6 protein-coding genes are annotated in these 4,815 nt (G+C 70.4%); 2 read left to right on the forward strand and 4 right to left on the reverse strand.

Features of this window, described 5'->3' with window-relative positions; genetic code table 11:
• Both ccsA and KY462_16565 read right to left on the reverse strand, forming a co-directional pair.
• Window positions 1-553 (reverse strand): cytochrome c biogenesis protein CcsA (gene ccsA / locus KY462_16560; protein ID MBW3579311.1); only part of this gene is annotated, 553 nt, incomplete at its 3' end.
• The gene (locus KY462_16565) at window positions 554-955 is read right to left on the reverse strand and encodes a cytochrome c maturation protein CcmE (protein MBW3579312.1); all 402 of its coding nucleotides are present in this window, start codon (window positions 953-955) and stop codon (window positions 554-556) included.
• A gap of 110 nt (window positions 956-1,065) precedes the next feature.
• On the opposite strand from KY462_16565, the gene KY462_16570 reads away from it, so the two are divergent.
• Complete coding sequence (locus KY462_16570; protein ID MBW3579313.1) at window positions 1,066-1,296, forward strand: hypothetical protein; 231 nt, start codon at window positions 1,066-1,068, stop codon at window positions 1,294-1,296.
• A gap of 58 nt (window positions 1,297-1,354) precedes the next feature.
• Here KY462_16570 and KY462_16575 read toward each other — a convergent pair whose 3' ends face one another.
• Window positions 1,355-2,620, reverse strand: coding sequence for a hypothetical protein (locus KY462_16575; GenBank protein MBW3579314.1), 1,266 nt, complete (start codon window positions 2,618-2,620; stop codon window positions 1,355-1,357).
• A gap of 143 nt (window positions 2,621-2,763) precedes the next feature.
• Window positions 2,764-3,660, reverse strand: coding sequence for a hypothetical protein (locus tag KY462_16580; protein MBW3579315.1), 897 nt, complete (start codon window positions 3,658-3,660; stop codon window positions 2,764-2,766).
• A gap of 582 nt (window positions 3,661-4,242) precedes the next feature.
• Here KY462_16580 and KY462_16585 point away from each other — a divergent pair.
• Window positions 4,243-4,815 (forward strand): HAMP domain-containing histidine kinase (locus KY462_16585; GenBank protein ID MBW3579316.1); only part of this gene is annotated, 573 nt, incomplete at its 3' end.

Below are 4,815 nucleotides of genomic sequence, written 5' to 3' on the forward strand. Positions count from 1 at the left end.
GGATCGTGAAGAGCGTGTACCCCGAGTACAGCATCGGGGGGTGGGTCATCATCGACGGGCTGCGCAGGAGGGGGTTGAGCCCGGCGCCCTCCACCGGCGGGTTGGCCAGCACCGTGAACGGCGATTCCAGGAAGATCAGCAACCCGGCGAAGAACGCGCCCAGGCCCAGCAGGACCGCGGTGGCGTAGGGCGCGACGTCGCGCAGCTGGCGACGGGTGAGGAAGAGCACCAGGGCCGACCACAGGCTCAGCAGCGTCAGCCACAGCAGCAGCGAGCCCTCCTGGGAGGACCACACCGCCGTGGCCTGGTAGAAGGTCGGCGTGGTCGTCGACGAGTGCCCGGCCACGACCGCGAAGGACAGGTCGCTGCGCAGGAACGCGGCCTCGAGGATGGCGAAGGCCACCACGGAGAGGAGGGCCACCGCGTAGGCCGCGCGCCGGCCGGAGGCGACGATGTCGGCGCGGCCCGTGCGCCCGCCGTACAACGAGGCGCCGATGCCGTAGACCGCGACGCCCAGCGCCAGGATCAGCGCCGCCCGGCCGACCTCGGCCACTTAGCTGGGCTGTTCGTCGGTGGTGAACTTCGAGGGACACTTGGTGATGAGCGAGTCACGCTCGCCCACGAAGACGTCCCCCTGGCGCTGGACGGTGACGATCACCTCGCGCCCCTCACGGAAGGGGTCGGGCACCACGCCCTGGTAGCTGACCGGCACGGCCCGGGCGCCGTCGCGGTCGCGGACCTCGAAGTCGATCCCCTCCGGCGTGCGCTGCACCGACCCCTCGACGACCTTCCCGGTGAGCTGGTAGGACACCCCGGCCTGGGCGCTGCCCAGCTGGCTGGGAGTGCGGGCCTCGCTGGAGGCCGAGAAGCTCGTGTAGACCAGCGCGGCGGCCAGGAGCACCGCCGCGCCCAGGGCGACCCCCAGGCGGATCGTACGCTTGCGGGAGGGATCCATCGGCCAGCCCAGTATCCCAGAACAACGCCCTCCACCCGGTCACCGGATCGCGAGGTTGGCGAGAAACCATTGGGGTCCGGTGGCGTTGTTGTCGATGACAGGTGGTACCCATGCGATCCAAGAGCCTCAGCGAATCCACCCTGGGCCGCCGCCGGCGCCTGCACGTCGTGCCCCCGGCGCCGCCGCCGCCCGAGCCGATGCGCCCGGACGAGCGGCGCCTGCGCGACGCGGGCGGCCCCGACGACCGTGCGGTGTTCACCTGCGGCTGCGGCTACCTCTTCGAGGCGCCCGTCACCGCCTCGGTGGGCTGCCCGCGCTGCGGCGAGCAGCAGGCCTGGTAGCGCGCCGACCCGCCCGCCTGGAGTCTCCCGGGAACCGGATCCAGGCAGCCCCAGCTGATCATCGCTCGAGTGGCGCAGGCCGGGGGGCGGGCGGATCGACGACTCGCAGCGTCGACAGCGCGCGGGCGCCGTCCGGGCTGACGGCGCTGACCACCACGCGGCCACCGGCGGGGACCGTGGCCGGGGCGACGTACTCGCCGTCGGGCGAGATCGTGCCGACACGGGAGTCGCCACCAGGAACGCCGTTGACCCTCCACGCCACCCCGTCGCGCGAGCCGGAACCGATCGCGTCCAAGTGCGTCGCGGTCGAAGTGTGGATCTGCTGCGGCGCCCCGGAGACGGCCAGCGATCGGGTTGAGGCAAGCCCGCCCAGCGTGAGTGACACCGCCGCGGTGCGCGGCGTCCGGGGGAAGGCGCTGGACGCGTCGCGCGCGGCGAAGGTGAAGCTGTCCGGCCCGCTGGCGCCCAAGTGGGGTAGGTAGCTCACGTCCGCTCCGGAGAACCAGACCCCCACCGGACGGTCGAGCGTGCCCTTGGCCGGCGGGGTGACGATCTTGAACTCGAGCGCGCCGGGGCCGCCGGAGAACCGATCGTCAAAGCGCGTGGCCTTCAGCGTGATCGTCGAGGGCGCGAGCGCACTCACCGTGCCGCGGTCCACGGGGCGGGCGAGGTAACCATTGACGATCGACGTCGACGTCGCGAAGGCCCCGTCGTTGAGCTCGTCGGTCTCGAGGATCACATCGTCGGGATCCGCGTCAGAGCGCAACCAGTACTCGCCTGGCGCGACGTCCGAGACGTCGACCCACTGGAAGGCGAGCGCCCTTCCGTAGACGTCTCTCCACCCCGGTGAGATACCCATGAGCACCTCACGTGTAGCCGGTTGGTCCTCCCGGCAGAACTCGATGCTCGAGACCGTGTAGGTGGGCGAGACGGGCCCGTGCGCGTCGACGCGCTGGGAGTCCACGAGGCAGAAGCCCACCTTCTGGGAGGGTGCGGCCTCGGCGCTGCGGTCGACGGTCCACAGCGAGTAGCGCGCCGCGGCGCCCAGGTGCCAGTGGTCATGCCCGTCGGCGGGCTCGTAGCGGATCTTGGCCTCGGGAGAGACGACGTGATCGACCCAGCGACGCTTACTGGTCTTGATCCGCTGGACGACGGTCGTCATCTCGGTCCCGACACGGTCGAATCCACGCAACTCGAGTGGTCCAAGGCCGCGATTGTGGACGAAGCCGTCGAAGCGCAGAAGCAACCGGTCTCCCTGGTCGTCGGTGAACACCTCGGGCGGGGCGCTGGCACCCGGTGGGTCCGATACGAGGTCGGGGGGCACGGGCTGCGCCCCCGAGGCCGCGGGCGCCTGAGCGCCCGCGGCCAGCAGAAGCACGGCGAGAAGGGACGCAGGCCACCGGAACCCGGCCCGACCGGGCGGCAGGGATGTCGCCCAACGAGCCAACCTTCGGTCGCGTCCCATCCTCACTTCTTCTTACTCGTCTTCTTGGGATCGTCGGACTCGTCGTCGTCCTCGGGGGACGAGCAACCGTGGTCCTCGGGGAAATCGATGTGCTTGTCCCCGTCGTTGTCGATGCCATCGCTGCACTGCGTGGTCTTCTTGGGATCGTCGGACTCGTCGTCGTCCTCGGGGGACGAGCAACCGTGGTCCTCGGGGAAATCGATGTGCTTGTCCCCGTCGTTGTCGATGCCATCGCTGCACTGCGGCGGCTTCGCCGGAGCGCACGGGTTGCCGTGCACGTCGGCGATCGACTCGGACACCACGACCTCGGTCGCGAGCGCCTCCGACGTCACCCTGATCGCCCGCACGGTCAGCCGATCAGCTGTCTGGATCTGCTCGTTGATGACGACCTTGACCAGCGGCGAGGCGTCGATGACCGTGTTGGGCGGTGCCTCGATGGTGACCGGCTCCCCATTGATGACCAGGGTGACGATCCTGGAAGAGCCCGCGAACACCGGCTGGCCGGCCTCGCAGGTCACCGAGGCCTGCGACTCCAAGACGTCGGCGGTGACGACGGTGTCCCCCACGTTCACGACAGCGTTTGTCGTCGACGCGGAGGATGTCGCCCCGCCGGGCTCGTTGTCGGTTTGCGCGTTGGCGAGGTCGGCTCGAGCGATGTCGCCGATCGTCACGTTGGCCAGCTGCGCGAAGTCGTCCATGCACGGGTCGTTTGCGCGGTTGGCCACAATCGGCTCGGAGTTGACCAGCGGCGAGGTCACCCGCAGGGCGCTAGCTCGGCAGGTGAAGTTCCCGTCCGCCGTCGGTTCATCCTTCTTGTCTCCTCCGGCGACCGCCACAGCGGACGCCATGACGGCGACGAGCGCGGCCAGGCACAGGCAGGACGCGATGGCACGTCTCATGCAAAAACCTCCTTATGGATGTCGTCGGCACGACGGCCACCGAGACGGTGGGGGTCGGCGTCCTTCCGTGCCTTCCGTGGGGCCTCTGCATGGGCCCTAACGACGAGTTTGCCGATGGCTCGTCGACCGTCAAGACTGAAAAAGGTCCATTGCGGCTTTCGGACGGACCGATCGAACAAGCGGGAGGACCACCCGGGGGCTGGGTGGCCCTCCCGCACCGCCTCGAGGTCCGGGGGGACGGCCTCTCGGCTCTTGGCCGCGACGAACGCTCGCAGCCAATGTCTCGAGCGTGTTCTTCGCTGCGGTGGAGGGCGATGGTCCGCGGACGGGCCGCGGCGGTCAAGGCGGAAAAAGGACGGACGTCCCCGCGGATGAGCCTGGTAGGTGAAGAAGATCCCCCCCGAAAATTGGCGCAATGGTGTTCTATGTGACCCGACGGGGGCAGCCTGTGGCAAACGAGCTGGTCGCCCGACAACCAGGACAGCGAGGTCCGGAGTGTCTGGGAGCAAACGGGAGCAGGGAGGCGGGCCAGCCATCGCCCAGCTCCGTCGACGCGTGGTCAATGACACCCACGAACTGCGCATGCCGCTGACGCTGCTGCTCAGCCGTGCCGACCGGCTGCTGGACTCCGGCGGTCTGGATGCCGGCCAGCTCGTTGACCTGCGCGAGGTGCGTGCCTGCGCGCTGACGGTGCTCAAGCGCGTCAACGAACTGCTCGACCTCGCCCGCCTGGACGACAAGGGCTGGAGGGCCGAGCCGGCCGACCGCGACCTGGCGCTCGTGGTGCGCGAGAGCGCCGGCGCCTTCGCCGCGCTGGCCGCCCGCCGCGGGCTGCGCTGGGAGGTGCGGGTGCCCGCGTCGTGGCCGGCGCGCATCGATGAGGAGAAGCTCGCCACGGTGGTCAGCAACCTGCTGGCCAACGCGGTCAAATTCACACCCCACGGCGGCGTCGTGCGCTGCAGCCTGAGCCCAGGACCGCACGGCGCGCGCATCGAGGTGGCCGACAGCGGCCCGGGCGTGCCGGCGCCCGAGCGGACGGAGGTCTTCGGGCGCTTCCGCCAGGGCGGGTGCGCCACCGGCGCGCCCGTAGGCAGCGGCCTGGGCCTGGCCATCGCGCGCCGGCTCTGCTCCCTGCAGGGGGGCTACCTCTCGGTG

The sequence above is a fragment of the Actinomycetota bacterium genome (genome assembly GCA_019347675.1).
Classification (GTDB): Bacteria; Actinomycetota; Nitriliruptoria; order Nitriliruptorales; family JAHWKO01; genus JAHWKW01.

Bases quoted from the DNA above. Each gene is read 5' to 3' on its own strand.
- KY462_16570 (MBW3579313.1), top strand. From the start codon at position 1,066: ATGCGATCCAAGAGCCTCAGCGAATCCACCCTGGGCCGCCGCCGGCGC.
- KY462_16580 (MBW3579315.1), bottom strand. From the start codon at position 3,660: ATGAGACGTGCCATCGCGTCCTGCCTGTGCCTGGCCGCGCTCGTCGCC.
- KY462_16565 (MBW3579312.1), bottom strand. From the start codon at position 955: ATGGATCCCTCCCGCAAGCGTACGATCCGCCTGGGGGTCGCCCTGGGC.